The sequence below is a fragment of the Bradyrhizobium sp. Unk1 genome, from assembly GCF_059512345.1.
This window is the reverse complement of sequence record NZ_JCAMOP010000010.1, coordinates 185,080-211,687: the sequence shown is the minus strand read 5'-3', so window position 1 is coordinate 211,687 and position 26,608 is coordinate 185,080. Positions and strand designations below refer to the sequence as shown.

At 64.7% G+C, this 26,608-nt stretch carries 20 protein-coding genes; 4 read left to right on the top strand and 16 right to left on the bottom strand.

From position 1 onward, the window contains the following. The 11 genes from AC5ZFO_RS15355 to AC5ZFO_RS15305 all read right to left on the bottom strand — a co-directional run bounded on the left by AC5ZFO_RS15355 (position 1) and on the right by AC5ZFO_RS15305 (position 16,416). Positions 1 to 3,111 (bottom strand): bifunctional diguanylate cyclase/phosphodiesterase, encoded by a 3,111-nt coding sequence (locus AC5ZFO_RS15355; RefSeq protein ID WP_282522575.1) that lies wholly within the window; start codon positions 3,109 to 3,111, stop codon positions 1 to 3. A gap of 174 nt (positions 3,112 to 3,285) precedes the next feature. Beyond that, positions 3,286 to 4,371 carry a branched-chain amino acid ABC transporter permease gene (locus tag AC5ZFO_RS15350; protein ID WP_282522574.1) on the bottom strand — a complete coding sequence of 362 codons (1,086 nt, stop codon included), beginning with the start codon at positions 4,369 to 4,371 and terminating at the stop codon, positions 3,286 to 3,288. After that, entirely contained in the window at positions 4,368 to 5,378 is a 1,011-nt protein-coding gene (locus AC5ZFO_RS15345) for a branched-chain amino acid ABC transporter permease (protein ID WP_282522573.1), read from the bottom strand. The genes AC5ZFO_RS15350 and AC5ZFO_RS15345 overlap by 4 nt, the downstream gene beginning before the upstream one ends. Beyond that, on the bottom strand, positions 5,375 to 6,097 hold the full coding sequence (locus AC5ZFO_RS15340; RefSeq protein ID WP_014491076.1) for an ABC transporter ATP-binding protein: 723 nt from the start codon (positions 6,095 to 6,097) through the stop codon (positions 5,375 to 5,377). Before AC5ZFO_RS15340 ends, AC5ZFO_RS15345 begins: the two co-directional genes overlap by 4 nt. After that, on the bottom strand, positions 6,094 to 6,870 hold the full coding sequence (locus AC5ZFO_RS15335) for an ABC transporter ATP-binding protein (protein WP_282522572.1): 777 nt from the start codon (positions 6,868 to 6,870) through the stop codon (positions 6,094 to 6,096). The genes AC5ZFO_RS15340 and AC5ZFO_RS15335 overlap by 4 nt, the downstream gene beginning before the upstream one ends. Positions 6,871 to 6,935: 65 nt before the next feature. Next, on the bottom strand, positions 6,936 to 8,120 hold the full coding sequence (locus tag AC5ZFO_RS15330) for a substrate-binding domain-containing protein (RefSeq protein WP_282522571.1): 1,185 nt from the start codon (positions 8,118 to 8,120) through the stop codon (positions 6,936 to 6,938). 106 nt (positions 8,121 to 8,226) lie between these two features. Next, positions 8,227 to 10,263, bottom strand: coding sequence for an acyl CoA:acetate/3-ketoacid CoA transferase (locus AC5ZFO_RS15325; RefSeq protein WP_282522570.1), 2,037 nt, complete (start codon positions 10,261 to 10,263; stop codon positions 8,227 to 8,229). A gap of 71 nt (positions 10,264 to 10,334) precedes the next feature. Further along, positions 10,335 to 11,651, bottom strand: a complete 1,317-nt coding sequence (locus AC5ZFO_RS15320; RefSeq protein WP_282522569.1) for an MFS transporter — start codon at positions 11,649 to 11,651, stop codon at positions 10,335 to 10,337. Between the two features lie 195 nt (positions 11,652 to 11,846). Next, positions 11,847 to 13,286, bottom strand: a complete 1,440-nt coding sequence (locus AC5ZFO_RS15315; RefSeq protein WP_282522568.1) for a sigma-54 interaction domain-containing protein — start codon at positions 13,284 to 13,286, stop codon at positions 11,847 to 11,849. A 221-nt stretch (positions 13,287 to 13,507) separates the two neighbouring features. Continuing rightward, complete coding sequence (locus AC5ZFO_RS15310; protein ID WP_282522567.1) at positions 13,508 to 15,244, bottom strand: putative bifunctional diguanylate cyclase/phosphodiesterase; 1,737 nt, start codon at positions 15,242 to 15,244, stop codon at positions 13,508 to 13,510. Positions 15,245 to 15,450: 206 nt separating this feature from the next. Further along, positions 15,451 to 16,416: a sensor histidine kinase gene (locus AC5ZFO_RS15305; RefSeq protein ID WP_282522566.1), complete on the bottom strand. Its 966-nt coding sequence runs from the start codon at positions 16,414 to 16,416 to the stop codon at positions 15,451 to 15,453. Between the two features lie 179 nt (positions 16,417 to 16,595). On the opposite strand from AC5ZFO_RS15305, the gene AC5ZFO_RS15300 reads away from it, so the two are divergent. Beyond that, a complete protein-coding gene (locus AC5ZFO_RS15300; protein ID WP_496122211.1) occupies positions 16,596 to 17,435 on the top strand; it encodes an SDR family NAD(P)-dependent oxidoreductase in 840 nt (279 codons plus the stop codon). 113 nt (positions 17,436 to 17,548) lie between these two features. Here the strand turns inward: AC5ZFO_RS15300 and AC5ZFO_RS15295 are convergent, their stop codons facing one another. The 3 genes from AC5ZFO_RS15295 to sthA form a co-directional block, all read right to left on the bottom strand. Beyond that, complete coding sequence (locus AC5ZFO_RS15295) at positions 17,549 to 18,925, bottom strand: cytochrome P450 (RefSeq protein ID WP_282522565.1); 1,377 nt, start codon at positions 18,923 to 18,925, stop codon at positions 17,549 to 17,551. A gap of 139 nt (positions 18,926 to 19,064) precedes the next feature. After that, the gene (locus AC5ZFO_RS15290; protein WP_247313092.1) at positions 19,065 to 20,300 is read right to left on the bottom strand and encodes an LLM class flavin-dependent oxidoreductase; all 1,236 of its coding nucleotides are present in this window, start codon (positions 20,298 to 20,300) and stop codon (positions 19,065 to 19,067) included. A 274-nt stretch (positions 20,301 to 20,574) separates the two neighbouring features. Then, positions 20,575 to 21,966: a Si-specific NAD(P)(+) transhydrogenase gene (gene sthA / locus AC5ZFO_RS15285; RefSeq protein ID WP_282522644.1), complete on the bottom strand. Its 1,392-nt coding sequence runs from the start codon at positions 21,964 to 21,966 to the stop codon at positions 20,575 to 20,577. Positions 21,967 to 22,125: 159 nt separating this feature from the next. On the opposite strand from sthA, the gene AC5ZFO_RS15280 reads away from it, so the two are divergent. Continuing rightward, on the top strand, positions 22,126 to 23,532 hold the full coding sequence (locus AC5ZFO_RS15280) for an MFS transporter (protein ID WP_282522564.1): 1,407 nt from the start codon (positions 22,126 to 22,128) through the stop codon (positions 23,530 to 23,532). 145 nt (positions 23,533 to 23,677) lie between these two features. Then, positions 23,678 to 24,850: an extracellular catalytic domain type 1 short-chain-length polyhydroxyalkanoate depolymerase gene (locus AC5ZFO_RS15275; protein WP_282522563.1), complete on the top strand. Its 1,173-nt coding sequence runs from the start codon at positions 23,678 to 23,680 to the stop codon at positions 24,848 to 24,850. 50 nt (positions 24,851 to 24,900) lie between these two features. Here AC5ZFO_RS15275 and AC5ZFO_RS15270 read toward each other — a convergent pair whose 3' ends face one another. Then, on the bottom strand, positions 24,901 to 25,203 hold the full coding sequence (locus tag AC5ZFO_RS15270) for a hypothetical protein (protein ID WP_282522562.1): 303 nt from the start codon (positions 25,201 to 25,203) through the stop codon (positions 24,901 to 24,903). A 191-nt stretch (positions 25,204 to 25,394) separates the two neighbouring features. Here AC5ZFO_RS15270 and AC5ZFO_RS15265 point away from each other — a divergent pair, with 191 nt between their 5' ends. Further along, positions 25,395 to 25,763: a winged helix-turn-helix transcriptional regulator gene (locus AC5ZFO_RS15265; protein ID WP_282522561.1), complete on the top strand. Its 369-nt coding sequence runs from the start codon at positions 25,395 to 25,397 to the stop codon at positions 25,761 to 25,763. Between the two features lie 3 nt (positions 25,764 to 25,766). Here AC5ZFO_RS15265 and AC5ZFO_RS15260 read toward each other — a convergent pair whose 3' ends face one another. Continuing rightward, entirely contained in the window at positions 25,767 to 26,447 is a 681-nt protein-coding gene (locus AC5ZFO_RS15260) for an MBL fold metallo-hydrolase (RefSeq protein ID WP_282522560.1), read from the bottom strand. Positions 26,448 to 26,608: the final 161 nt, after the last annotated feature.

Below are 26,608 nucleotides of genomic sequence, written 5' to 3'. Positions count from 1 at the left end.
TCAGGCCACCGCCGCCACCGGCGCGGCATCGTTCGGACCGAACAGCTTTCGCACCTCGGCGGCCGGCTTCGGCTTGCTGAACAGATAACCCTGCATCTCCGTGCAACCGAGCGCGCGCAGCATCTCGCGCTGCGCCTCGGTCTCGACGCCCTCGGCGACGGTGGTCATGTGGCTCGCCGCGGCGATGTTCACCACCGCCTGCACGATCACAGGCGCGCCGCTGGTCTCCGCGATGTCGGCGACGAAGCAGCGGTCGATCTTGATCTTGTCGAACGGGAAGCGCTTCAGATAGCTCAGCGAGGAATAGCCGGTGCCGAAATCGTCGAGCGCGATGCGCACGCCGATGGCACGGAGCTGGTGCAGGATCGAGAGCGCGGCCTCGTCGTCGCGGATCAGCACGGCCTCGGTGATTTCGAGCTCGAGCCGGGATGGAGCGAGTCCGGAGGCGGCGAGTGCGCCGGCAATCCGCAGCGCCAGCGTATCGCATTTGAGCTGCACCGGCGAGACGTTGACCGCAATCCGCACATGCGCCGGCCAGGTCGCGGCCTCGTTGCAGGCCATGCGCAGCACCCAGTCGCCGAGCTCGTTGATCAGGCCGGTATCCTCGGCGATCGGAATGAACTCCGCCGGCGACACCCAGCCGCGTTCGGGATGCCGCCAGCGCAGCAGCGCCTCGCAGCCCGACACGTCGTTGGTGCGCAGATCGACCAGCGGCTGGTAGTGGATCTCGAAGCCGCCGTTCACCAGCGCCTGGCGCAGATCCTGCTCCATGGTCAGGCGCGCCTTGGCGCTCGCATCCATCTCCGGCTCGAAGAAGCGATGGGTGCGGCGCCCTTCAGCCTTGGCGCCGTACATCGCAAGATCGGCGTGCTTGATGAGCTGGTCGAGATCGGTCCCGTCCTGCGGCGCCAGCGCGATGCCGATGCTGGCGTCGGTGGAGAGCTGATGGCCGAGGCAGTGATAGGGCTGGCGGATCGCCTCGTAGATCCGCGTCACGAACGACAGCACGTCTGCAGAGGACTGGATTCCGGTCTGGATCACGGCGAATTCGTCGCCGCCGAGCCGTGCGATCAAATCGCTCTTCTTGAGGCAGCCGCGCAGCCGGGTCGCGATCGCCTTCAGCAGCTCGTCGCCGACGTGATGGCCGAGCGAATCGTTGATGCCCTTGAATTCGTCGACGTCGATATAGAGCAGCGCGAACTGCTCGCCGCCGGCGACCTTCGCCAGCTCGCGCTCGATCTGTTCGCGGAACAGCGTGCGGTTCGGCAGGTCGGTCAGCGCATCGTAATGCGCCATATGCGCGATCTTCTCGTGGGCGCGCCGCCGCTCGGTGACATCCTCGACGACGCTGATGAGGTAGCGCGGCTCGCCGGACTTGTCGCGAATGCCGATCCGGGTCGACGTGATGTAGCGCGGTCCCTTGGTCTGGCTCTGCCAGACGTGCTCGTCCTTGAACAATCCCCCGGGCGCCTGCAGCGCCTTGCTGTCGTCGTCGGTGACGATCCTGGCGGCGGCATCCGGATACATGTCGAAGGGAGTCTTGCCGACGATGACGTCACCCGATTGGCCGAACTGCTCCTCGGCGGTCCGGTTGACCAGCAGATATTGCCGCGTCCGGGCATCCTTCACCGTGATCTGCGAGGGGATGTGATCGATGATCTCGCGCAGGAACATGTAGTTGCGGTCGCGTTCCTGCTCCAGATTGCGCCGCTCGGTGATTTCCTCGATCGTGGCGACCCATCCGCCCTGCGCCAGCGGAGTGTTGATGACCTGGAAGGCGCGGCCGTTGGGCAGTTCGTGGATCCTGCTGGAAACCTTGCCTTCGGCGACGATCCGCATCACGTCGGTGCAGAACGCCTCGACGTCGGCGCCGAACGCGCCACGCTCCTTGCGGTGCTGCATCGCCTCGCGGATGTGACAGCCGGGCTTGATGACGTCGTGGGACAAGCCGAACATCTCGGCGTAGCGGCGGTTGCAGGTGACGATGAAACCAGCGGCGTCGTACAGGATCAGCCCTTGCGACATGTTGTTCAGGGCGGTGTCGAGCCGCAGCCGTTCCGCTTCGATCCGCTCCTGGGCTTCCCGGTTCTGCCGGTTGATCTGGCGGATGATCAGGAAGAGGATCAACGCGATCACGATCGCCGAAAGCGTTGCCGTGGTGACCATGAAGCCGGTCTGCTGACGCCAGTCGGCCAGCGCGGCGCTCGTGGTGTTGGTCGCGACGATGACCAACGGGAAATGCGACAGCGAGGCTCCCGAGCCGAGGCGGTCCTCGCCGTCGATCGGTCCCTTGACGCGCAGCGTGTGCCGGCCGCCCTCGGCCAGCATCTTGCGCATCAGCGGCGCGTCCTTGAAATTCCTGCCGATCAGCTCTTCGACATGCGGATAGCGGGCCAGCATCTTACCTTCGCGATCGAACAGCGAGATCGCCGTACCCTCGGCAAGTGCGACAGATGCGAAATACTGCTGGTAGCTGTCCGGATCGATCCGCCGGACCATTGCGCCGAGGAAGGTGCCGTCCGCGCCGCTCAGCCGCCGCGCGACGATCGTGGTCCATTTGCCGATGATGAAGCTGCGGACCGATTCCAGGATGACCGGTTCGGCCATCGGATCGGATTGGAACGTCTGGAAGTATGCGCGCGAAGAGACGTTGATCTTGGGCAGCGGCTGGGCCCGCGACCAGTTGATCAGCTCGCCGTCGGCATCGTAGATCGCGATGTCGCCGAGATAGGAGACGGAGCTGATCTTGCTCCGCAGCATCTGGTTCGTCGCGAGGCCGGACATGCGCTCGCGGAACATCGACGACGAGGTGATCTCCGGCAGGTTCATCTGCCCGATCAGGTCGGCGGCGACGACGTCGGAATCCTGGAATTGCTGATCGAAGTGCCGTGCGATCAGCTGCACCGTATTTTCCAGCTCGCGCTCGCGGTTGGCCAGGGTGCGCTCGCGGAATTCGCCGACCGCCATGGCGGTCACGGCGAAGATCCCAGCGACCAGCAACACGCCGCACAAGGTCAGCCAGAGGACAGGACCACGCCGCGTCAAGGCCGCCCAGCCGTTGGTCACGGCTGATGACATTCCGGCTGTCACCGTGGAAAAGACCTGGCGCATTCCCCCCTCCCTGGAAGGACAGGAATACACCGCACAAATGGCGCAAACCTTAGGAAAGCCAGTTACCTAAGCATTAATCCGGTTGTGCAGTGCGCCCGTATGCAGTGGGACGGGAATCACGTCGCGGTTGTGCCGTGCCCATCACAACCGCTGCGCTGCATCATTAACGGCAGCTTAATGCGAGACGTTCGCGCTCTTGTCGCGGCCGGCGTTGCGCAGACGTCCGACGACGCCGGTCGGGAAGAAGTAGACGCTGGCGATGAACAGCAGCCCAAGCCACAGCAGCCAGCGGTCGGGATGCAACAGCCCCGGCAGCAGCGGCAGGCCGGCTTCGCTCGCCGCCTTGGAGGCGACGCCCATCAGCGACTGAAGGTAGTTCTGGGCGAGGATGAAGATGGTTGCGCCGATGATCGCGCCGTAGATCGTGCCCATGCCGCCGATCACCACCATCAACAGAATGTCCAGCATGATCGAGAAGCTGAGCGAGGTATCAGGGCCGGCATAGCGCAGCCACAGCGCGTTCAAAATGCCGGCGCTGGCGGCGACCAGCGCGGCGAGGCAGTTGGCGTAGGTCAGGTGGAAGACGGTGCGAAAGCCGAGCGCCTCGGCGCGAAAGCGGTTCTCGCGGATCGCCTGGAGCACGCGTCCGAACGGCGAGTTCACGACACGCAACAATGCGAGGATCATCAGGGCCGAGACGGCAAACACCAGGTAGAAGGTGAGGATGCGGCCGTTGATCTCGAATCCGAACAGGTTCTTGGAGATCAGCACCGTGCCGGGCCGCAGCAACTCCGGCAGCTGGAAGCTGCGACCATCCTCGCCGCCGGTCAGCCAGGAGAGCTGCGAGGCCAGCACCTGGAAGGCGGAGGCGACGGCGAGCGTGATCATGGCAAAGAAGATCGCGGCGACCCGCAGCGAGAACAGGCCGATCGCGAGCGCGAGCAGCGCCGCGAGCGGCAGGCCGACGACGATACCGGTTGCGACCGCGGCCCAGTTCGGACCCATGCCGTACAGCGCGATCGCGATGGCGTAGCTGCCGATGCCGTAGAACATGGTGTGGGCGAACGACACCGAGCCGGTATAGCCGAGCAGCAGGTCGTAGGAGGCGACGAGCGCGGCGAAGACGCAGATCTTGGCCGCGACGTTCAGCGCCTTGGCCCCCGGAAACAGGAACGGCGTCGCCGCCAGCGCCAGGATGATGACGACGAGAACGAGCGTGAGAACGCGGCTGCGCGGCGGGTCGCCGGAAAGAAGCATCATCGGCTGGTCACCGCATAGAGGCCGCGCGGCCGCCACATCAGAATGGCGACCATCAGCAGGATGTTGGAGACGAGGGCGAGTTTTGGCAGCAGGAAGCCGCCGTAATTGGCCACCATCGCGACCAGGATGGCGCCGATGAAGCAGCCTCCGATCGAGCCGAGGCCGCCGATGATGACGACGATGAAAATCAAGACGGTGAGGTCGTCGCTCATGGAGGCGTGGACCTGCTCGCGATAGAGCGCCCACATCACGCCGCCGAGGCCGGCGAGCGCCGATCCCGTCATGAACACGCCGAGGAACAGGCGGCGGATGCGATAACCGAGCGCCTCGACCATCTCGCGGTTCTCGACGCCGGCGCGGATCAGAAGGCCGCGCTTGCTGCGGTTGAGCACGAGCTGGATCGCGATGAAGACGGCGAGGCCGATCAGCATCGCCAGCACACGGTATTTGGCGATGGCGACGTCGCCGAGGATGAAGGAGCCGCGCAGCGATGTCGGCAACGGCATCGGGATGATCTGCGGTCCCCACAGCGCATAGAGCGTCTGTTCCGCAACAATCAGGCCGCCCGTCGTCATCAGGATCTGCTTCAGATGCTGGCCATAGACGGGCAGGATCAGCACGCGCTCGACGACCAAGCCGAGCGCGCCGGACACTGCCATCGACAGCAGCGCCGCCGGCGCCAGCACCGCGAGGTTGATCCACAGCGAATCCGCCTGCATCGAGGCCGCGAACGGCGCCAGCACGAGGGTTGCCACATAGGCGCCGACAGCAATGAAGGCGCCGTGGCCGAAATTGAGCACGTCCATCAGGCCGAACACCAGCGTCAGCCCCGAGGCCATGATGAAGATCATCATGCCCATGGCGAGGCTAGCGGCGGTCAATGTCAGCCAGGTGCTGGGTGACCCCACCAGAGGAATCATCGCAAGCGCCAGTGCGATCGGCAGCAGGATCGGCGCGAGATCGCGCCTCGGCTTCGGCAGCGGATCATTTGCGGCGAGTTCAGTCACTGATGCGCCTCCAGGCTCAGGCCGAGCAGCCGCTCCTGCAGCGGCACGTCGGCGGCGAGCGCCGCCATCTCGCCGCGATGGACGATGGTGCCATTGTCCATGACCAGCACGTTGTCGCCGAGCTCGCGGGCGGCAAAGAAATTCTGTTCGACCAGCAGGATCGTCGCGCCCTTGCGCTTGATCTCCTTCAGGCACTCGATCAGTGCCATGACGATCGCGGGCGCCAGCCCCTTGGTCGGCTCGTCGATCAGCAGCAGCTTGCGCGGCTCGACGATGGCGCGCGCGATCGACAACATCTGCTTCTGTCCGCCCGAGAGGCTTCCCGCCCGCGACAGCCAGAACCGGCGCAGCGCGGGGAAGAAGCCGAAGATCCAGTCGAGCTGGGTATCGTCGAGCGGCCCGTCGCGCGCCGCCAGCACCAGGTTTTCCTTCACCGTGAGGTCGGAAAACACCGCCATGCTCTCCGGCACGTAGCCGACGCCGAGCCGCGCGATGTCGGGCGTGGCGCGGCTCTCGATGCGCTCGCCTGCGAGCGTGATCTCGCCGCTGGAGGCCTGCCACAGGCCCATGATGGTGCGCAGCGTCGTGGTCTTGCCGGCGCCGTTGCGGCCGAGCAGCATGGTGGTCTGGCCCTGGGGGACCGCGAGGTCGATGCCCTGGAGAATGTGGTAGCGGCCGATATGCGTGTGCACGCCGGAGAGTTTGAGCAGATCGGTCATGCGGCGCTCTCGGCAGAATTCTTTGGTGCAACGCCGAGATAGGCTTCCTGCACGATCGGCGAGGCGATCACCTCGGCCGGCGGCCCGTCGGCGACAAGTTGTCCGTTGTGCAGCACGATGATGCGGTCGGCGAGCGAGCGCACCACGTCCATCTTGTGCTCGACGAGGAGGATGATCTTGCTCTTGTCCTGCTTGAGCTGCGCGATGAGGTTCAGCACCACCGGCACCTCGTCGATGCTCATGCCCGCGGTCGGCTCGTCGAACATGAACACTTTGGGTTCGAGCGCGATCATCAGCGCCACCTCGAGCTTGCGCTGGTCGCCATGCGACAGCGCAGTCGCCGCGACACCGCGGCGATTGCCGAGTGCGACCTGGTCGAGGATGGCATCGGCGCGGGCGATCAGGTCGCGGCGGACCATCCAGGGCCGCAGCATGTCGTAATGGGTGCCGCTGGCGGCCTGCACCGCGAGGCGGACGTTCTCTTCCACGGTGAGGTTCGGAAAGAGGTTGGTGAGCTGGAAGGCGCGGCCGAGGCCAGCGCGGGTGCGCAGCGGCGCGGAATGCTGCGTGATGTCGGTGCCGTCGAACAGGATGCTGCCGTGTGAGGCGCGCAGCTGGCCCGAGATCAGGTTGAAATAGGTGGTCTTGCCGGCGCCGTTCGGCCCGACGATGGCGGTGAGCTCGCCGGGGCGGAACGTGCAGGTGACGTTGTTGACCGCGACATGACCGCCGAAGCGGATGGTGAGGTCGCGGGTCTCTAACGTCAGGGCCATCGGGGAAACTCTGGGGAATGTGGAAGAAGCCTCTCCCCGCGCGTGCGGGGAGAGGAGATTTGATCTCAACGCTTGTTGCGGACCGGAACGTCCATGTCCTCGATCTTCAGCTCGCGCACCGGCTCGAGCACGGCCCAGGCGACGTTCGGATCGACCTTGACCTTGAAGTGATACATGCTCTGGAGCGCCTGATGGTCTTCCTTGCGGAACACCATCTTGCCCTTCGGCGTGTCGAACTCCAGGCCTTCCATCGCCGTGATCAGCTTCTCGGTGTCGGTCGATTTCGCCTTGGTGACGGCGGCGACGACGGACATCGCGGCGGCGAAACCGCCCGCAGTGAAGAAGTCCGGCGGTGCGTTGAAGCGCTTCTGGTGCTCGGCGACCAGCCAGTCGTTCACCGGGTTCTTCGGGATCTCGTAGTAATAATAGGTCGCGCCTTCCATGCCGGGCAGGCCCTTATACGCGGCGAGCGCCGGCAGGATGTTGCCGCCGGTGGAGAGCTCGATGCCGTAGCGCTTCGGGTCCATGTCCTGGAGTTTCGCCAGCGGATTGCCGGCGCCGGCCCAGATCACCCAGATCACCTTGCGGCCGGGCTTGTCCTTCAGCGCGTCGAACAGGCGCTGACCGACCGCGGTGAAGTCGGTGGTGTTGGTCGGGGCGTATTCTTCCGCGGCGAGCGTCGCGCCGGTCTTGGCGAGCGCCTCCTTGAAGGCGGCGACGCCGTCGCGGCCGAAGGCGTAGTCCTGCGCCAGCGTCGCCACGGTGACGCCCTGCTTGCCGATCGCGACCGCGTTCGAGATCGCGTCCTGCGACGAATTGCGCGCGGTGCGGAAGATGTAGCGATTCCACTTCTCGCCGGTAATCTGGTCCGCGACGGCGGGCTCGACGATCAGGATCTTCTTGTTCTCCTCGGCGACGGGGAGGATGGCGAGCGCCGCGGCCGACGAGGTCGTGCCGATCGCGATGTCGGCCTTGTCGTCCTGATAGGCTTCCGCGAGTGCGGCCTTCGACAGGTCGGGCTTGCCCTGGTCGTCCTTGGTGATGACGACGATCTTGCGGCCGTCGAGCGTCATGGTGCCCTTGGTGGCGTATTCAAAACCCATCTGCAGGCCGGTTTCGGTCTGCTTGGCATAGGCTTCGAGCGGGCCGGTCTTGCCGTAGATCAGCGCGACCTTGAGGTCGTCCGCGTGCGCGGAGGTTACCGCGGCGAGGGCGAGAATGGTTGTTGTTATGATGAATGATCGACGCACGATGATCCCTCCTGATTCAAAGTTTCTCGGTAACAGCGATTTGCACAAGCTTGCGAACATTGCAATTGAACCTTCCGGCCGAGTGTATCGGCCTATCGAGCATGCATCATTTTTGGGCTAGCCGCGCGCTACGCGTTGCGCCGCCTCCCTCGATCTGGCGCCAGTCCAATTGCGCTTCGTCCGCGCTCTCGAAAATATGCGGCGCTACGCCCCGCCTCTCCAGGGCTTCGCCGAGCTTGATGCGCAGGAAGCCCGACGTGGTGTAGCGCGACACGCCGGAATAGAAGCGATCGACGAGACTGCGGACCATGGCGGAATAATCGTCCATCAACTCCGGCAGGATGGAAAAATTGTCATAATTGACGATGGCGTAGACCCGGCGGCCAAGCGGCGCCAGGCGGGTCTCGACGATGGCCGCGATCGTGTCGATCTCGGCCTTGCTGCGCAGCGGATAGCGCTCGAGGTTGATGAAGAACAGGTTCTGCTGCTCGTCCAGCGTGAAACGCTGGTCGAGCGGGATCGTCAGCAGGCGCTCGCGCAAATCCATCGGGCCCTCGCCGAAGATGCGGGCGTCCATCAGCGCAGGATCGCGCGGGATCAGCGGCTTGAAATCCATCAGGCGCAGGATGTCACGCTCGATGTCGATGCCGGGCGCGACTTCCGTGAGTTCGAGCCCGTCGGGCCTGAGCGCGAAGACGCAGCGTTCGGTGACATAGAGCACGCGTTGTCCGCGCGCCGCCGCGAACGGGCCGCTGAAGGTGACGTGCTCGACCTTGTCGACGAATTTGCGGGATCTTGCTTCCTCAACAATGGCGAGCTCGCCATCGTTGACTACAATCCGCTGTTTGCCGGCAGCAAACGTGCCGACGAACACGACCTCCTTGGCGTTCTGGCTGATGTTGATGAAGCCGCCGGCGCCCGCAAGCTTCGGCCCGAACTTGCTGACATTGAGATTGCCGGCGCGATCGACCTGGGCGAGCCCGAGGAAGGCGGCGTCGAGACCGCCGCCGTCGTAGAAGTCGAATTGATAGGGCTGGTCGATCACCGCCTGGGTGTTGATCGCCGCGCCGAAATCGATGCCGCTCGCCGGGATGCCGCCGATCACGCCGGGCTCCGCCGTCAGCGTGATCAGGTCGATGATCCGCTCTTCATTGGCGACGGAAGCGATCCCCTCGGGCATGCCGATGCCGAGGTTGACGACGCTGTTGGCTTTGAGCTCGAAGGCGGCGCGGCGGGCGATGATCTTGCGTTCGCTGACCGGCATCACCGGCAGCGAGGCGGCACGGACCCGGATCTCGCTGCTGAAGGCCGGATTGTATTGCGTACCAAACGTCTGCCAGTGATGCTCGGGCTTGGCCACGACGACGCAATCGACGAGGATTCCGGGAATCTTGACCTGGCGCGGATTGAGGCTGCCGCCCTCGGCGACGCGCTCGACCTGGGCGATGACGATGCCGCCGGAATTATGCGCGGCCATGGCGATGGCGAGCGCTTCCAGCGTCAGCGCCTCCTTCTCCATGGTGAGGTTGCCGTCGGGATCGCCGGTCGTGGCCCGAATGATCCCGACATGGATCGGAAACGTCCTGTAGAGCAGGCACTCTTCGCCGCGAAGCGTGATCAGCTCCACCATGTCCTCGGTGGTGCGCGCATTCAGCTTGCCGCCGCCATGCCTGGGATCGACGAAGGTGCCCATGCCGACGCGGGTGATGTGGCCGGGCCTGTTCGCCGCGATGTCGCGGAACAGATGCGTGATCACGCCCTGCGGCAGGTTATAGGCCTCGATCTGGTTGGCGATCGCAAGCTGCTGCAATTTCGGCGCAAGTCCCCAATGCCCGCCGATCACGCGCCGGACCAGGCCCTCATGCGCAAAGTGGTTGAGGCCGCGATGCTTGCCGTCGCCCTGGCCCGCGGCATAGACCAGCGTCAGATTGCGCGGCTTGCCTTGCGTGTAGGGTGCATCGCCTTCGTTGGACAGATAGAGCTCCTCCAGCGCGATCGCGATCTCCTCGGCAAAGCCGATGCCGACGAACCCGCCGGTCGCCACCGTGTCGCCGTCGCGGATCAGCATGACCGCTTCGGCCGCCGTGACGACCTTGCCTTTCTCGGAATTGGGCAGATAGGCCAAGGCAGGATGCTGGCTCACGGCGTTTCCTCCCATGTTGGTATTATCAGGAGCGGCTTGCGATAGCCGCTCCGGCACCGTGGAAGCTGCGATCAACCGTTCAGGGCTGAGCGACCTTGCGTGTTTCGGTCGCGAAGTAAACCGACACGATGGTGATGATCGCGAGCGCGATCATGTAGAGCGAGATCGGCCAGGTCGCCGGCGCATAGGCCGTCATCAGGCCCGTTGCGATCAGCGGCGACAGCGCGCCGGCGAAGATCGAGGCGAGGTTGTAGCCGAGCGAGACGCCGCTGTAGCGCACCTTGGTGCCGAACAGCTCCGACAGGAAGCTCGCCTGCGGCCCGTACATCGCGGCGTGGCCGATGGCGAGGCCCAGCACGATCGCGATCCAGGCATATTGCGGGTTCTTGGTCGCCAGCAGCATGAACAGCGGGAACGACATCAGCGCCGAGAACACCACCGAAGATGTAGACCGGCCGCCGCCCGACGCGGTCGGACAGCGCGCCGAAGGCCGGAATGGTGAAGGTCTCGATCGCGGCGCCAATCAGCACGCCGTTGAGCATGTCCTGCTTGTTCATGCCGAGCGATTGCGTGGCATAAGCCAGCACGAAGGTCGCGTAGATGTAGAAGAAGCCGTTTTCGGCGAAGCGCGCGCCCATCGCGAGCAGGATGTTCTTCGGATACATCCTGAGAGCCTCGAGGATCGGCATTTTCACTTCCTGCTTGCTGTCCTTGACCTTCTGGAACTCCGGCGATTCCGCGATGGTGAAGCGGATCCACAGGCCGACCAGCACCAGTGCGATCGAGAACAGGAACGGGATGCGCCAGCCCCAGGCCAAAAGCTGCGCGTCGGTCAGCATCGCCGACACCACCGAGAACACCAGCGTGCCGAGCACGAGGCCGAGCGGCGCGCCGAGTTGCGGCCAGCTGCCGTAAAATCCCTTCTTATCCGCCGGCGCATGCTCGACCGCCATCAGTACCGCGCCGCCCCATTCACCACCGAGGCCAAAGCCCTGGATCAGCCGGCAGGTCACCAGCAGGACCGCGGCCCAGATCCCGGCGGTCTCGTAGGTCGGCAGGAAGCCGATCGCCGCGGTCGCGGCGCCCATGATCAGCAGGGTCAGATAGAGCATGGTCTTGCGGCCGATCTTGTCGCCGTAATGGCCGAACACGACGCCGCCGAGCGGACGCGCGATGAAGCCGAGCGCGTAGGTCGCGAACGCCAGCAGCGTTCCCATCATGGGGTCGAAGGTCGGGAAGAACAGCTTGTTGAAGATCAGCGCCGCGGCGGTGCCGTAGAGGAAGAAGTCGTACCACTCGATGGCCGTGCCGATCAGGCTCGCGGTGGCAACGGTGACGTGTGACGGCTGCCGTGCTTGAAGCTGATTGACGGCGATCGCTCCACTCATCTGGCGTCCTCCCTGTTTGCAAATGCGCATGTGCAGCATGCGTCATTGTGCAAAGCGAAGAGCAAGGTCCGCGCCAGATGCGGTCGCTTTACGCAAAATGGCTTAAAACCCGGCAATTCCCGCACCGGCGTCGGGAAAGAGGTGCAGGGGGCAATGTCAGGAATCCGAGACTCCGGACAAATCGAGTCTCGAAACTCAGACGACGGCCGGTCCCGAAGCGAGGCCGAACTTGGCGAGTTTCTTGTAGAAGGTCGCGCGCGAGATGCGCAGCATCTTGGCGGCTTCGGAGATCTGGCCGTTGCTGGCAGCGAGCGCCTGTTCGAGCGTGTGCTTCTCGAATTCCGCCTCGGCCTCGGCATAGGGCACCACGATGCCAGCCGCTCGCACCGGCGCCGCCGGCCGCGCATCCGTGCCGACGGGAAGGATGCGCGCGAAATCGTCGCCGGTCAGTCGCCCGGAATCGCTGAGGATCAGCGCGCGCTCCAGGACGTTGCGCAGTTCGCGGACGTTGCCCGGCCAGTCGTAACGCGCGAGTGCCGAGAGCGCGCTCGGCGTGATCTTCGCACTGACATAATCGCCGGACGCGCTGATGTCCTCGAGCAGCCGGGCGCTGATCTCGGGCAGATCACCAAGGCAGTCGCGCAGAGGCGGCAGGTCGATCGAGAGCACGTTGAGCCGGTAATAGAGGTCGGGCCGGAATGCGCCGTCGCTGACGCGCTTGCGCAAGTCCACATTGGTGGCGGCGACGATGCGGACATCGACCTTCGAGATCTTGTCGGATCCGAGCGGCTCGATCTCGCGCTCCTGCAGCGCGCGCAAGAGCTTGGCCTGCAGTTGCAGCGGCATCTCGCCGATCTCGTCGAGAAACAGCGTGCCGCCGTCGGCGACCCGGAATTTGCCCTCGCGGCCCTTGCGGTCGGCGCCGGTATAAGCGCCCGGCGCGGTGCCGAAAAATTCCGATTCGATCAATGTGTCCGGGATCGCGGCGACGTTGACGCTGACGAACGGCTTTTCGGCGCGGGATGACGCGTTGTGAATGGCCTGCGCCAGCATCTCCTTGCCCGTTCCGGTTTCGCCGGTGAGAAGCACGGTGACGTTCTGCCGGGCGGCGCGGCCCGCGAGCTCCTTGGCCTGCGCGATTCCCGGCGTCGCGCCGACGAAGTCGGCAAAGGTGAAGCGCGCGGCGCGCGCGTTGGACAATTGCCGCCGCGCCAGCCGCAAATCGCTCTCGAGCTGGGTGACGCGGGCGAGCAGCGGCTTGAGGCTCTCGAGATGATCGTACAGCACGAACCCGATCGCGCCGATGACGTTGCGGTCCTCGTCCTCGATCGGCATGCGCGTCACCACGAGCTGTTCGCCGCCGAGCTCCATGATGTCGAGCAGGATCGGCTCGCCGGTCTCGGCCACCTTCCGCATCAGGCTGTTCGGAATGATCTCCTCGATCGGCCGGCCGATTGCCTCGGATGTCCGCTTGAGGCCGAGCGCCGCGAGGTACTTCTCGTTGACGTAGACGACCCGTCCCTTGCGATCGATCGCGATCGCGCCCTCGCACAGATGCTCCAGCCGCTCGAACAGCGTCACCATCGCCCGCGCGCGGACATAGGCGGGATCGCTGACGGCGGAGGAGGAGGGCATGGCGTACCTCAGGGAAGTCCGCCCGTGTATTAGCAAAAGGGCAGCAATTTCAAAGGGGGAAATGGGTGTTGCGGATGCGAGCCGCCCCACCGCTGTCATGCCCCGGCTTGACCGGGGCATCCAGTACGCCGCGGCCTATCGGTTCAACCACAACCGTCTCGGCGTACTGGGTCGCCCGGTCAAGCCGGGCGACGACATCGAGATTGGAGCGGCTTGTGCCCCTACCGCCGGTACCCGCTCGCCCGCGAATAGCCCTGGCGGTTCTGCTGCGTCGGGCGGCTGGACACGCCGGGGCGGGCTTCGCTGGAGGCGGGCGTCGCGAGCTTGAGCTCCTCCAGGAAGATCGGCCGGGCGAAATAATAGCCTTGCGCGTAGCGGATCTTGGTCGCGGCCTGGAGATAGGCCAGCTCCTCGTAGGATTCGAGGCCTTCGGCGATCACGGTCATCCCAAGCGCTTCGCTCAGGGATTCGATCGCGCGCAAGATGCCCTGGCTGCGCGGACGCTTATGGATGTCGGTGATGAACGAGCGGTCGATCTTGATCTCGTCGGCGGTGATGTCGGCGAGCGCCGAGAGCGAGGAATAGCCGGTGCCGAAATCGTCGATGGAAATGCCGACGCCGAGCTTGCGGAACATCGGCAGGATCTCGGTCTGGAAGTGATTCTTGGCGACGAAGGCGTCTTCCGTCACCTCGATCATGAAGCGCTGCGGAAAGCCGGTCTCGTCCAGCGCGCGCGCGAAACTGCGCATGAATTCGGGGTTGCCGGCCTGCTTGGCGGCGACGTTGATGCTGATGGTCGCCTCCGCGCCGAAGCTGTCGTTGATCAGGTCGATCGACTTGACGATCTCGGCGAGCACGAGATGGGTGAGCTCGTCGATCAGTCCCAATTCGCCGGCGAGGTTGATGAACGAGCCCGGCGCCTGGATCACGCCCTCGTCGTCGCGCAGGCGCACCAATGCCTCGATGCCCGTCACGGCTTGGGTGCGGATGTCGACCTTGGACTGGAACGCGCAGCAGAAGCGCTTTTCGAGGATGGCGAGCCGCAGCGACTGCTCGATCTTCATCCGCGCCTGCGCCTCGCGCTCCATGCTGGCGTCGAAGAACGCCGCCGAGCCCTTGCCGCCGTTCTTGATGCGGTACATCGCGATGTCGGCGTTCTGGCGTAGCGTCTCGAAGCTGCGGCCGTGGTCGGGATAGAGGCTGACGCCGACGGAGGTGGAGGCGAAGACTTCCGAATTGTCGATGAAGAACGGTGCGGTCAGCCGCTCCAGCGTCGCTTGCATGAATTCGGCGACTTCCTCCTGGCTCTGGATCGGGGAGAGCAGCAGCAGGAATTCGTCGCCGGAGATGCGCGAGAGCATGTCGGAATCGCGCAGGTCGCGCCCGAGCCGCTTCGACAGCTCGACCAGCAGCGCGTCGCCGACGGCGTGGCCGTAATAGTCGTTGATGTGCTTGAAATTGTCGACGTCGAGAAAGGCGAGCGCGAAACGCTCGTCTTTGCCGTCGCGCGCGAGCAGGCTGCCGGCGCGATGCTCGATCACGCGCCGCGAGGGCAGGCCGGTTAGCTCGTCGAAATAGGCTGAGCGGAACAGCTGGTCCTCGAAGTTCTTCTGTTCGGTGATGTCGGAGGAGGCCGAGATCAGCAGCTCGCGTCCGGCGACGCGGACGGGGCGATGGGTGGTCAGCAGCACCTGGCGTGCAGCTCCGTCGTGGAGCGCTTCCTCGGAGATGACCGCCTCGCCGGACTTCAATGCCCGCTGGCAGGCTTCCCGGCGCGGCGTCAGATCGGGCGACGGACGGCTGCCGTCCATGCCGAGCTGGGCGGCGGCGACGTCGTTAACCAGGAGAAGGTCGCCTTGCGCGTCCTGCACGGTCAGACCGGCAGGCAGCATTCTAATGATTTCCTTGAGAAATCCGAGCTCGGCTTCACTCGCGCCGGAATATCTGTTGTCGTTCATAGAAGTCATGAATCTTGTTGTTTCAGCGCGCCTTTGCAATGGACGCGATCTTGCGCAGTTCCCTCTTAGGTTTGGTTAAGGGGTACGGAGAAATACGGGGGTGTTTTGCGGCGATGCGACGCGCCCGACCCATCGTCATTAACGGAGCGTCAACGCGCCAAGCGAAACTGCGAGCGGAGCGCGCGTCTCTTGCGTTCGTGCCGCGTCTAGCCGTTTTGCGGGATGCGGCATTGCATGATGCAATGCAGGCCGGTCTTGAGATACGAGACCTCGGACTTGCCGTCGAAAGCCGACAGCGCCGACTTCAGCAGCTTGGTGCCGAAGCCGGGCTCGGAGACCTTGTCGATGCTCGGGCCCTCGGTTTCATCCCAGGTGACGGTCAGGCGGTCGCCATTGACGGTCCATGACACCTGCAATAATCCGCGCGGCGAGGAGAACGCGCCATACTTGCCCGCGTTGGTGGCGAGCTCGTGAAACATCAGCGACAGCGTGACCGCGAGCTTCGGCGGCAGGAACAGCCGGTCGCCGTTGAGCGTGAAGCGGACATGGCCGTAAGGTCCGAGCTCCGCGATCAGGAGATCGCGGATATCGCAGCCGCCCTTGTCGATTCGCGAGATCAGATCGTCGGTTGCGGCCAGCGACCGTAGCCGCGGGTCGATCCGGGCCCAGACCTGCGGCTGGTCGTGCAGCACCTGGTGCAACACGGCATGCGCAGTCGACAGCTTGTTCTTCAGCCGGTGCTGGAGCTCGTCGACCAGCAGCTTGCGATACTCTTCCTCCTCGATCAGGCGTTTGGAAATCCGGCGCTGCTCCGCCAGCATCGCGCGATAATGCTCGACGCCCCAGATGGTGAGTGCGGAGACGCCCCAATAGAGGGTCAGCAAGGTGAACCTGGAGCGATCGGCAAAAGCGTCGCTGAAATTGACGACGACGCCGAGCACGCCGCCGACCAGCGCGGTGATGATGCCGATCCGCAAGCCGCCGAATGCGGCGGCAAAGAACACGGCCGGAAAATACGGGGTGAAGTAGACGTCGGGCCGCACATGCGCGAGACCCCAGCGCGCCACCGTCGCAACCAGCAGGCAGGCAACCGCGAAGCCGAGACTCAGCGCGAGCGACGGCGGCGCCACGCCCTGCCAGCCCTTGCGGAATTCGTCGATCAGCTTCTCCATGCCCGGCCCGGTTGCGCTATGCGCGCGTAAATCGAGAGAGGAGCGGGAATGTTACGCATGTCGCATGCACAAGCAAAGCTTGCCTTGTCGCGGACCGGCAGGAATAGTGACCGTCGCGGCGCCGAGATCGATCGGCGTCCGCCATTTGACATCAAATCATTCGAAAACAGGAACATTCCATGGGTAGGTTGGATGGCAAGGTTGCGGTGATTACGGGCGCGACGAGCGGGATCGGCTTGCGTACCGCGGAAGTCTTCGTTGCCGAAGGTGCCAAAATTGTGATCGCGGGGCGGCGCATACCGGAAGGCGAGGCGCTGGCGAAGCAGCTCGGGGTCAATTGCATCTTTCGCCAGACCGACGTGACGGTCGAAGCGCAGATGCAGGCGCTGATCGCGCTCGCGGTGGAGAAGTTCGGCCGGATCGACTGCCTGTTCAACAATGCCGGCGGCCCGGCGCAGACCGGGGGCATTGAAGGCCTCGATGTCGAGCGGTTCGACGCGGCGATGGCGACCCTGGTGCGCAGCGTCATGCTCGGCATGAAGCATGCCGCGCCCGTCATGAAGAAGCAGGGGTCTGGCAGCATCATCAACAATGGCAGCATCGCAGGCCGTCTCGCCGGCTTTTCCTCCTCGGTCGTCTATGGCGCGGCCAAGGCGGCGGTGATCCATCTCACCAAATGCGTGGCGATGGAGCTCGGCGAGTCCAACGTGCGCGTCAACTCGATCTCGCCCGGCGCGATCGCGACCGGCATTTTCGGCAAGGCGCTGGGGCTCGCGACCGATGCCGCGGAGGCGACGCCGGCCGTGATGCGCGAAGTCTTCAAGACCGCACAGCCGATCCCGCGCGCGGGCCTCCCTGATGACATCGCGCAGGCCGCGGTGTTTCTGGCGAGCGACGAATCCAGCTTCGTCAACGGACACGATCTCGTCGTCGACGGCGCCGTCACCGGCGGCCGCAACTGGAGCCAGCAGCAACAGGGCTACGTCGCCATGCGCAAGGCGTTCGATCAAGGGGCGTAGTCGCTGTGGGCGACGGCGCCGTAGGGTGGGCAAAGCGAAGCGTGCCCACCAATGCTTTCTTCGCGAGGAATGGTGGGCACTACGCGCCTTTGCCCACCCTACGAGAGCGGTGCCTACACCGCCTTCACCCGCACCTTCAACCCGTCCCGCGGCTTCGGGATCGGCCACATCTGCCAGTCTGGCTTGTAGCCCGGCTCCAGCGACACCTCGATGTTCTGCAGGAAGTGTCGCGCAAAACACTTCGCCTGCATGTAGGCGAAGTGCAGACCGAGGCACATATGCGCCCCGCCGCCGAACGGCACCCAGGCGAAGCGATGCCGGTTGCGCTGGGCTTCCTCGGTGAAGCGCAAGGGATCGAAGCGATCCGGCTCCGGCCAGATGTCCTTCATGTGGTGGGTGTAGAGCGGATTGACGCCGACGGCGGTGCCGGCCGGAATCGTAAAACCCTTGAAGGTGAAATCGCGCATCGCGCGGCGCGGCATCGACGGCACCGGCGGCTTGATCCGCAGGGCCTCCTTGAACGCCATCTCCGACAGTGGCATTTTTTCGAGGTCGTCGAAGCTGCTCGGCGAACCCGGTGCGAGTCCCAAAGCAAGAACCTCTGCGCGCAATCTATCCTGCCAGTCCGGATTGGCGGCGAGCTCGCCGATGAAGGAGGTCAGCGACGAGGTCAGCGTGTCGTGCGCCGCCATCATCAAGAAGCTCATATGGTCGATGATGTCCTGCTCGGAGAGCAGGGCGCCATCCTCGTGGGTGGCCCGGCAGAGCTGCGAGAACAGGTCGTCGCCGCCGTGATTGCCGCGTCGCAGCGGGATCTGCTCTCGGAAATAGGCGACGATGCGCTTGCGTCCCTTCACGCCGGCCGCCATCTGCGTGCCCGGCAGCGGCCGGCGGATCGGGGCGACCGCGGCCGCGACCATGTCGACGAACGCGCGGTTGATCTCGTCGACCTCCGGCCCGATATCGGCGCCGAGGAAGGACGCCGCCGCGAGGTCGAGCGTGAGCTGCTTCATTGCCGGATAGAGCTTCATCTCGCCAGGTTTCGCCTTCCACTGCGCGACGCGCGCGGCGATGCCGTGGTCGAGATCGCTCAGGTACGACTTCATCGGCCCCGACTTGAACGCGACCGACAGCGCCTTGCGATGCAGCCGGTGCTCGTCGAAATCGAGCAGCATCAGGCCGCGCGGAAACAACAGGCCGAGCACCTTGTTCCAGCCATGGGTCGACGAGAACAGCTTTTGCTGGTCGAACAGCACGAGCTCGTTGGCCTCGGGGCCGAGCAGCACGACATTGGTCTCGCCGAAAATATGGGTGCGGTAGACCGGGCCGTATTTGGCGCCGTTCGCCTCGATATGTCCCTTGGGATCGGCGAGCACCTGAAAGGTCTTGCCGATGACCGGCCAGCCCTCGTCGCCGGGGATGTGCGTCAGCTCGTTGCGCCTGGGCGCGGTGAACTGAAGCGCAGGGGCGGCCACATTCTGCATCGACATGACGGTTGCTCCGGTTGACCGACCGAACAGGCGCGCGAACACAGATGACTACGGCCCGCGCCAGCTGACCGGGGTCAGCATAGCACAGGCCGGTATGTCTTTCTTGTGAACGTCGTTACATGCGTAGTCCCAACGGGCCTTACCGCTTCGCCGCTTCCTTCTGCAAATCCGGGGCGTTGACGGCGGGAATGGCGACGCGGCCGGCGCCGGTGACCTTCAGGGCCTCTGCGGCCTTCTCGTTCTCCATGATCTTCGCCATCACCGCCTGCCCGGCGCGTTCGAAGATCGCGCGGTTCTCGATCACGAACTTTTGCGACTTGCGCAGTCCGTCGATATAGCCGTTGATTTCAGGCACGACGTAACGTGCCACCAGGTCCCAGCTTCGGCGGGTATTCTCGGGGTTGGCCCAATCGTGCACGAAGCCGATCACGGCGCCGACGCCGCCCGACACCTGCATCACGTTCTTGATCATCTTGACGAGGTCGTCGGGCGTGCCGATGACGGAGGCCGCACCCTCGACGAAAGCGGTCTTGTCCACGGCCTCGTCGGGTGAGGCGAACGCGGTCAGGCCCGGCCGCTGCAGCGTGCCGACATTGTATTCGTTGTGCCAGCGCATCAGGCCGGCGCCGGCTTCGCGGCGGGCCTGCTCGCGGGTCTCGGCGAGGTGCCAGGTCAGCAGCACGCGCCAGTTCGCCCGATCCACCTTGGTGCCGTGCTTCTTGGCGGCGTCCTCGGCGAACTGCCATTGCTGTTGCAGGGACATCAAGCCCTGCGTCGTCATCGAGCCCAGCGAGATGATGCCGATGCCGTATTTGCCGGCGAGCGTCATGCCCGAGGGCGAGATCTGCGAGGCCACCACGAACGGCATCTCCTCCTGCAAGGGCAGGATCTGGAGCGCGGCGTCGTTCATGGTGAACCAGTCGCTCCTGGCGGTGACGCGCTCGCCGTTGAACAGTCGGCGGATCACGCCGATGGCCTCGTCCTGGCGGTCGCGCTGCGTCATCGGGTCGATGCCGAGCGTGTGCGCGTCCGACGCCAGCGCACCGGGACCGGAGCCGAAGATGGCGCGGCCGCCGGTCATGTGGTCGAGCTGCACCATGCGCTGGGCAACGTTGAAGGGATGATGATAGGGCAGCGACACCACGCCGGTGCCGAGCTTGATCCGCTTGGTGCGCTCGCCGGCCGCGGCCAGAAACATCTCGGGCGAGGCGATCATCTCCCAGCCGGAGGAATGGTGCTCGCCGCACCAGAACTCGTCATAGCCGAGCGCGTCGAGCTGCTCGACCAGGTCGAGATCGCGCCGGAACTGGAGCATCGGATGCTCCCCGATCGGGTGATGCGGGGCAAGGAAGGCTCCGAACTTCAGGCGCGCCATGGCGTTCTCTCCGGCTGAATTTTCTGTTTGTTGAGGCGATGAGGCTACGTGGTGGGGGCACTGAACGCAATCGCGCGATGTCCCGCGCGGCGGAATGCAGATATGTGCTGAGGCGAGATCAGGTATCTCGTCTCCCTCTCCCCGTTCTTACGGGGAGAGGGCGGGGTGAGGGGCCTCTCTCCGCAGATGAGATCGTCGTGAGACCTGTACCCCCTCACCTGGATCGCAAGAGCGATCCGACCTCTCCCCGCAAGCGGGGAGAGGTAAGAGAACATCACCGCGTCATCCTGTTCCACGCATCCAGCCCGGCGATCTTGTACGCCTCCGCCAGCGTCGGATAGTTGAACGTGTTCTGGATGAAATAGTCGATGGTGCCTTTGAGGTTCAGCACGGCCTGGCCGATATGGATCAGCTCGGTGGCGCCTTCGCCGAGGATGTGCACGCCGAGCAGCCGGCGCGTCTTGGTCGAGAAGATCATCTTCATCATGCCGCTGTTCAGCCCCATGATGTGGCCGCGGGAAGTCTCGCGGAAGCGCGCGATGCCGACCTCGTAGGGAATGCCGCGCGTGCGCACCTCTTCTTCGGTGAGCCCTGTGGTCGATATCTCCGGCACCGAATAGATGCCGTAGGGGAAGAACTCCGGCGGCGCGAGCGGCTCCATGCCGAGCGCGTGGCAGGCGGCGACGCGTCCCTGCTCCATCGAGGTGGAAGCGAGGCTCGGAAAGCCGATCACGTCACCGGCGGCGTAGATGTGCGGCACGCTGGTTTGCAAGGTGACAGGATCGACCGAGATGCGGCCGCGATGATCGACGACGATGCCGGCGGCTTCGAGGTTGAGCCGGTCGGTCGCGCCGACGCGCCCCGCCGCGAACAGCAGCATTTCCGTGGTGACGTGCCGCCCGTCCGAAAGGTTCGTGACGATGCCACCCTGCGCGGTCTTCTCGATAGCGTTGACCTTGGCGCCGAGCCGCAGCGCGACGTTGCGGTCGCGCAGCTCGTGCACGAACTCGTCGATCAATTCCTTGTCAATGAAATCGAGGAAGGTCGGCCGCGGTTCGATCAGGGTCACCGGCACGTCGAGCGCGCTGAAGATCGTGGCGTATTCGACGCCGATTACGCCGGCGCCGATCACGGCCAGGCTGCGCGGCAGCTTTGGCAGCTCGATGATCTCGTCGCTGTCGAGCACGGTGGTGCCGTCGAACGGCACGTAGTCCGGGCGGAACGGGCGCGTGCCGCAGGCGATCAGGATGAAAGCGGCCGACACCACCTTCACTTCGCCGATCGCGCTGGTGATCTCCACTTCGTGTGGCGAGACCAGGCGCGCCTCGCCATTGGCGGTGCGGACCAGATTGCGGCTGAACTGATGCTCGAGCACCTCGACCTCGTGATCGAGCGTCTTCTGCAAGCGGATCATCAGGTCGCTCGCCGCGATGTCCTGCTTCACCTTGTAGGAGCGGCCGTAAAAGCCGCGCTCGCGCCAGCCGGACAGATTGAGCACGGTCTCGCGCAGGGTCTTTGAAGGAATTGTGCCGGTGTGGACGGAGACGCCGCCGACCCGCCGGCCCTTCTCCACCACCAGCACGGCCTTGCCGAGCTTGGCACATTGCACCGCGGCCCGGCGCCCCGACGGGCCCGAGCCGATCACCACCATGTCGTAGTCGTACATCCGGAAGACTTCCGCGCCCGCAAAACCAGTGGGAACCGACATGCAGCAATCGGGCCAAAGCGGCAAGGGGAAAGCAAGTCCTACCTCGGAGGTAATCGCACCGATGACGCCGATCTGCGAGTTTTGCGCGCAAATAAATCGCTGAAGGCTCGCGCGAAAATGCATCAAACCGTCACAAAACCAGTCGATTCGTCGCGCCGCTGGGGAGTGCTGGCGATCGTCGTCGCCGCGCAGTTCATGTTCGGCGTCGATGCCTTCATCGTGAACGTCGCCATTCCGACCATCGCGGTCGATCTGCATGCAACGCCGGCGCAGATCGAATCCGTCATCGCAATCTACCTGATCGCCTACGCGACACTTGTCGTCACCGGTGGTCGCCTCGGCGACATCCACGGCACGAAGAATGTCTTCCTGGCCGGCGTGCTCGGCTTCACGGTGACCTCGCTGTGGTGCGGCCTCGCGCAATCTGGCGCGGAGCTGATCATCGCGCGGCTGGCGCAGGGCGCGACTGCAGCGTTGATGGTACCGCAGGTGCTGGCGACACTGCATCTGCTGTTCACCGACGAACAGCGCAGCCGCGCTTTCGCCATCTACGGCATCGTGCTCGGGCTCGCAGGCGCCGCGGGCTTCCTGCTCGGTGGTCTCCTGGTCACGATCGACCTCGCCGGGACCGGCTGGCGCTCGGTGTTCTTCGTCAACGTGCCCTGCGGCCTCGTCATTGCGGCCGCCGCCTGGCGCATCATGCCGTCGGTGCCGCGCCGGGCCGGCACGCGGCTCGACATCAAGGGGAGCATGGTGCTGTTCGCGGGGCTGTTGTGCCTGATCGGACCGCTGCTGTTCGGTCACGATGTCGGCTGGGCGCCTTGGCTATGGGCCGTGATGGCGAGCGGCGGCGCCATCCTTGTCGCGTTCTTGAAGCTCGAGCATGCGGTGGCGCGCGCCGGCGGCATGCCGCTGATCGATCTGACGCTGCTGTCCGACGCAGCCTTCCTGCGCGGGCTCGGCGCGGCGTTCTTTTTCTTCGTCGCCAATCTCTCGTTCTATCTCGTCATGACGCTGTTCATGCAGCGCGGTCTGAAGATCCCGCCGCTCGCGGCCGGCATGGCCTTCATTCCGCTCGCGCTGGCTTTCGTGGTCGCATCGCGTCACAGCGGCGCGCGGGCGCGCCGTCGCGGGACCAAGGTCTTGATCGAAGGCTGCATGCTGCAGATCGCGGGCCTCGCCGCACTCGCGCTGGTCACAGGTTATATCGATGCGCCAGCGCCGATCTTGCTTGCACTCGTCATGATCATCTTCGGCTACGGGCAGGGGCTGGTGATGGCGCCGCTATCCGGTGCGGTGCTCTCGACGGTGAAGCCTGTCGCGGCAGGCTCGGCGTCCGGCATGTACGGCACGACGGCGCAGATCGGAAATGCGGCCGGAGTGGCCGCAATCGGCGCGGTGTTCTTCACGGTTGAAGCGCTGCAATCAGCGCGCGCAGGCTTGTTCGTTTCGCTCGCCGTGTTTGCGGCGTTAATCACGATCTGCGCCGCATTTCTGGCGTGGATGCGCCGCGTCTCTGCATGAAGTTGAGGCATTGCGGTTAATCTATGCGGATTCCTGCGGATTTCTGCGTGATTTCGGGTGATTGACAGCACACGGGCTTTTTATTTTGCACCGCAGCAACTATTTGGTTTGGGTGAACGTTGAACGTCGCCTGCCAGGAGTTGCCGTGTCGCTTGCCAAAAATCTTGCTCTCTTGAGACATCTGCCAAAGGTGGATGGTCTGCGCCTTGCCGAATTCGGCCGGAGCGCGGACGTGTCCAGCCCGTTGGAAGAAGTCACGGGCTTCGGCGACAATCCCGGAAGCCTGCGCATGTTCGCGTTCGTGCCGGCGCAGCTCCAGAAGCCGCGCGCGCTCGTCGTCGTGCTGCATGGCTGCGGCCAGACCGCCGCTAGCTACGATCTCGGTGCGGGATGGTCGACGCTCGCGAAGCATTACGGCTTCGCGCTGGTGATGCCCGAGCAGCAGCGCGTCAACAACGGCAACACCTGCTTCAACTGGTTCAATCCGGAAGACACTGCGCGGGACGGCGGCGAGGCGCGGTCGATTCGCGAGATGATCGCGCATATGGCCGAAGCGCACCGCATCGATCCCAGGCGCGTCTTCATCACCGGTCTCTCCGCCGGCGGCGGCATGACGTCGGTGATGCTCGCGACCTATCCGGAAGTCTTCGCGGCCGGCGCGGTGATCGCCGGGTTGCCCTATGGCATCGCCTCGAACCTGCGCGAGGCGCTGGACGGCATGTTTCATTCGCCGGCGCGGCCGGAGCGCGAGCTCGGCGATTTCGTGCGGCGCGCCTCGAACCATCGCGGGCCCTGGCCGAAGATGTCGGTGTGGCACGGCAGCGCCGACCGCACCGTCAATCCCGGCAACGCCAGCGAGATCGTCAAGCAGTGGCTCGATTTGCACGATCTGCCGGCCGTGCCGATGGCGGAGACCATCGTCGACGGCTATCCGCGCCAGGCCTGGTGGAACAAGGACGGCGAGACGCTGGTCGAGTCCTACGCCATCACCGACATGGCCCACGGCACGCCGCTCGGCCTCGCCGACAATGATCAGCGTTACGGCATCGAAGGCGCGTTCCTGATCGAGGCCGGTATTTCCTCGTCGTACCACATCGCGAAGTTCTTCGGCCTCACCGGCTGGATTCCGGACGCGGCCGGGAAGAAGGCCGGGCCCGGGACGTTGCAGCCGGCGCTTTCACCCGCGCCGCATCTCGCCCGCTCGATCCGTGCCGCAATCGCCGAAGAGTCGGCCGAACCGAAGCGCGCGGCGGCGCGCGGCTTCGATCTCGGCCAGATCATCACCCGCGCGCTGACCGCCGCGGGATTGATGAAGTAACCCCACTGTCGTCCCGGGGCGCGACGTAGTCGCGCGCCCCGGAATGACGGCTACGCCGTCTGATCGATCCATTCGATCGGCGCCACGGTCACCTCGCCGCCGGCGACCTTCCGCGTCATCTCCTGATAGGCCTTGAAGAAGTCGCGCGATTGCAGCGCTTTTTGCGCGGCCTCGTCGGTGACGCTGGCGAGGTGGAAGTAGCTGGCGTCGTCGCGGTTCTTCAGGACCCGATAGCCGATCCGCCCCTTCAACTCCGGATCGCCTTCGATCGCCTTGATGAAGCGGCCGATCTCCTGGTGCCAGGCTTGCGTCGTGCCGTTCCTGAATTCGTACCTGATCATGAAGTGCTTCATGTGACGCTCCCTGTTCGTCATGTGCGCCATCATCTGCGCCTTGCAGGCGACCCTGCAAGTATGGACAAAATTGATAGTATGGACTTTTTCGCCGTCGCTTTCGCATAGCGTTTTCGAGCGAAGTGGATACCGGTTCGCGTAAAGAAAACGCGTCAAAACAAGAATGGCTGGCTGCGCATGGAGGAGACGACATGGCAAAGGCAATTCCGGCTCGCGCCTGCCCGGTCGCTGCGTTTCAGAAGATGATCAGCGGCAAGTACAAGCTCCGCATCGTCTGGGACCTCAGGGACGGTCCGCGCCGCTATGGCGAGATCAGGAGCGGCCTGTTGCGCGGCATGGCCGGCAGCGCCGAGATCACCCCGCGCGTGCTCAGCCGCGAATTGAAGGCGCTGACCCAAAGCGGCCTGATCGACCGCAAGGATTTTGGCGAGGTGCCGCCGAAGGTCGAGTATCGCCTGACCCGCAAGGGCAAGAGCTTCGTGCCGGTCGTTGCGGCGATCCGCGAATGGGGCGAGCGCAACCTCAGTGAGACGGCAGCGTTGGCGGAGGCCGCCGAGTAACGCTCACATCTCACCGGTGATGAACGGATTGGTCATCCGTTCCTGGCCGATGCTCGAGCCGGCGCCGTGGCCGCAGATGAAGCCGACGTCGTCGCCGAGCGGCAAAAGCTTGGTCGTGATCGAGTTGATCAGCGTGGCGTGACTGCCGCCAGGCAGGTCGGTGCGCCCGACCGAGCCGGCAAACAGCACGTCGCCGACATGGGCAAAGCGCAAGTCCTTGTTGAAGAACACCACGCTGCCGGGCGAGTGGCCCGGGCAGTGCAGAATGTCGAAATGCAGCCCGCCGATCGACACACTGTCACCCTCGTCGAGCCAGCGGTCCGGCTCGAAATTGCGGCCGCCTGTCATGCCGAAGCGGGCGCCGCTCTCGACCACGTTGTCGAGCAGGAATTTATCCGCGACATGCGGCCCCTCGATCGGCACCTTCAGCGCATCGCGCAATTCGGCCGCGCCGCCGACATGGTCGATATGGCCGTGGGTCAGCCAGATCTTCTCCACGGTGACGCCGGTCTGCTTGATCGCGTCCAGAATCTTCGGCACGTCCCCGCCGGGGTCGATCACCACGGCCTTCTTGCCGGGCTCGTCCCAGATGATGGTGCAGTTCTGCTCGAACAGCGTCACGGGGACGATGATCGCGCCGGCCTTGGCTTGCGAGGACTCTTGGGTGTCATTTTGCTCGGTCATGGGCCTCACAATGCCGATTTTTGCCATGCCGCCAAGCAAAAGATTCGTGCCTCGCCCCGGAACGGCCGCACCTACCGTCACACGGCCGTCCCAATTCGCCTGCTGGTTTGAACCGCAGCGTTCGTTCCGCGTTCACTCGCGCGAGACGCAGATTTTTGGGT

Bases quoted from the DNA above. Each gene is read 5' to 3' on its own strand.
- AC5ZFO_RS15355 (WP_282522575.1), bottom strand. From the start codon at position 3,111: ATGCGCCAGGTCTTTTCCACGGTGACAGCCGGAATGTCATCAGCCGTG.
- AC5ZFO_RS15350 (WP_282522574.1), bottom strand. From the start codon at position 4,371: ATGATGCTTCTTTCCGGCGACCCGCCGCGCAGCCGCGTTCTCACGCTC.
- AC5ZFO_RS15340 (WP_014491076.1), bottom strand. From the start codon at position 6,097: ATGACCGATCTGCTCAAACTCTCCGGCGTGCACACGCATATCGGCCGC.
- AC5ZFO_RS15335 (WP_282522572.1), bottom strand. From the start codon at position 6,870: ATGGCCCTGACGTTAGAGACCCGCGACCTCACCATCCGCTTCGGCGGT.
- AC5ZFO_RS15320 (WP_282522569.1), bottom strand. From the start codon at position 11,651: ATGAGTGGAGCGATCGCCGTCAATCAGCTTCAAGCACGGCAGCCGTCA.
- AC5ZFO_RS15315 (WP_282522568.1), bottom strand. From the start codon at position 13,286: ATGCCCTCCTCCTCCGCCGTCAGCGATCCCGCCTATGTCCGCGCGCGG.
- AC5ZFO_RS15310 (WP_282522567.1), bottom strand. From the start codon at position 15,244: ATGAACGACAACAGATATTCCGGCGCGAGTGAAGCCGAGCTCGGATTT.
- AC5ZFO_RS15305 (WP_282522566.1), bottom strand. From the start codon at position 16,416: ATGGAGAAGCTGATCGACGAATTCCGCAAGGGCTGGCAGGGCGTGGCG.
- AC5ZFO_RS15300 (WP_496122211.1), top strand. From the start codon at position 16,596: ATGGGTAGGTTGGATGGCAAGGTTGCGGTGATTACGGGCGCGACGAGC.
- AC5ZFO_RS15295 (WP_282522565.1), bottom strand. From the start codon at position 18,925: ATGTCGATGCAGAATGTGGCCGCCCCTGCGCTTCAGTTCACCGCGCCC.
- AC5ZFO_RS15290 (WP_247313092.1), bottom strand. From the start codon at position 20,300: ATGGCGCGCCTGAAGTTCGGAGCCTTCCTTGCCCCGCATCACCCGATC.
- sthA (WP_282522644.1), bottom strand. From the start codon at position 21,966: ATGTACGACTACGACATGGTGGTGATCGGCTCGGGCCCGTCGGGGCGC.
- AC5ZFO_RS15280 (WP_282522564.1), top strand. From the start codon at position 22,126: ATGCATCAAACCGTCACAAAACCAGTCGATTCGTCGCGCCGCTGGGGA.
- AC5ZFO_RS15270 (WP_282522562.1), bottom strand. From the start codon at position 25,203: ATGAAGCACTTCATGATCAGGTACGAATTCAGGAACGGCACGACGCAA.
- AC5ZFO_RS15265 (WP_282522561.1), top strand. From the start codon at position 25,395: ATGGCAAAGGCAATTCCGGCTCGCGCCTGCCCGGTCGCTGCGTTTCAG.
- AC5ZFO_RS15260 (WP_282522560.1), bottom strand. From the start codon at position 26,447: ATGACCGAGCAAAATGACACCCAAGAGTCCTCGCAAGCCAAGGCCGGC.